This is a genomic window from Ruegeria sp. AD11(2025) (assembly GCF_056542405.1).
The window spans coordinates 1-1,815 of sequence record NZ_JBQFZU010000094.1 but is presented as its reverse complement, the minus strand read 5'-3'; the positions used below and the strand labels follow the sequence as shown (position 1 = coordinate 1,815).

The 1,815-nt window shown below is 53.0% G+C and carries 1 protein-coding gene; it reads left to right on the top strand.

The window, feature by feature from the left end:
- A partial coding sequence (locus tag ACR1XY_RS24435) for a tandem-95 repeat protein (protein ID WP_480597389.1) occupies positions 1-1,815 on the top strand: 1,815 nt, incomplete at both ends.

Below are 1,815 nucleotides of genomic sequence, written 5' to 3'. Positions count from 1 at the left end.
CGATCCATCTGGTTATGCTGTCAAGGCGCGAATTTTCGATGCGAATGGCGATGAGATTGTCAGTGAGTTCCTGGTCAATGAATTTACCAATGACTCTCAATGGAATTCGAGTGTTACAGAACTGGCCAATGGTCATTTTGTCGTCACCTGGGAGTCTGGTTACGGGCAGCAGGGCGACACCGAAGGTTCTGCCATCAAGGCCCGTATTTTGGACGCGAATGGCGATGCGGTTGTCAGTGAGTTCCTGGTCAATGAATTTACTGATGGCAATCAGGATACCCCAAATGTTACGGCCCTCGCCAATGGCCATTTTGTCGTCACCTGGGCGTCTGATGATGGGCAGCAAGGCGATGATCGCTGGGCCATCAAGGCGCGTATTTTTGACGCGAATGGCGATGCGGTTGTCAGTGAATTCCTGGTCAATGAATTCACCAATGACACTCAAATTGCGCCGAGCGTGACAGTGCTCGCCAATGGCCATTTTGTCATCATATGGATGTCTAACGACGGGCAGCAAGGTGATACGTCTGGTTATGCCATCAAGGCGCGTATTTTCGATGCAAACGGTGTTGCTCAAGGTCCCGAGCCGATCACAGAAGATGTTGTGACCCTGATTGAGACCGCCACGCTTTTGGCCAACGACAGCGATGTCGACGGGGATGCGCTCACGATGACAGCAGTGTCTGCCACGAGTGCGCATGGCGCGACCCTGACGCTGAACACCGACGGGACAATCAGCTATGATCCCACCAACGCGGATGCTGTCCAGGCTTTGGCAGTTGGGCAGACACTTATCGACACATTTACCTATACGGTCGAGGACGGCAATGGCGGGGAGAGCACTGCAACAGTTTCAATTGTTGTTCACGGAAGAAACGATGCACCCGTTTTAGCAATTGCATTGTCCGATCACTCTTCAGCGGAAGATGAAGCTGTGAGCTTTGCACTGCCAACCAATGCGTTCACGGATGTGGATGGCGATGCACTGACCTTGAGTGCGACACTGACGGATGGTGCGGCGCTGCCGGACTGGCTGGTGTTTGATGCCATTGCGGGGAGCTTCTCGGGCACACCGCCGCAGGACTTCCATGGTACATTGAGTGTGACCGTGACGGCCAGCGATGGGTCACGCACAGCAAGCGATAGCTTTGCCCTTGAGATTCCCCCTGTAAACGATGCACCGATCGCGGTAGATGATCTTATTGGCGCGAGTGAACTCCGCGTGAATGAATTTACCAACACCGGACAAAAGACTCCAAGTATTACCGCACTGACTAATGGCCATTTTGTCGTCACCTGGGACTCTCGTGATGGGCAGCAAGGCGATGCTTCTTCTTCTGCCATCAAGGCGCGTATTATTGATGCAGAGGGTGTTGAGATCGTCAGTGAGTTCCTCGTCAATGAGTTTACCCATAGCTGGCAATTGAACGCGAGTGTCACGGCGCTCGCCGATGGCCATTTTGTCGTCACCTGGTCGTCTTTTGACCAACAGCAAGGCGATCCATCCGGATATGCTGTCAAGGCGCGTGTTTTCAATGCGGATGGCAGTGAGATTGGCAGTGAGTTCCTGGTCAACGAGTTTACCAATAACGGTCAATTCATCTCGAGTGTAACAGCACTGGAAAATGGCCATTTCGTTGTCACTTGGGAGTCTGAAGACCAGCAGCAAGGCGATACGTCTCCAACGGCCATCAAGGCGCGTATTTTCGATGCGGAGGGCGGCGAGATCGTCAGTGAATTCCTGGTCAATGAATTTACCAATGGCGATCAGCGGGACCCAAGCGTTACCACTCTCGCCAATGGCCATTTCGTCGT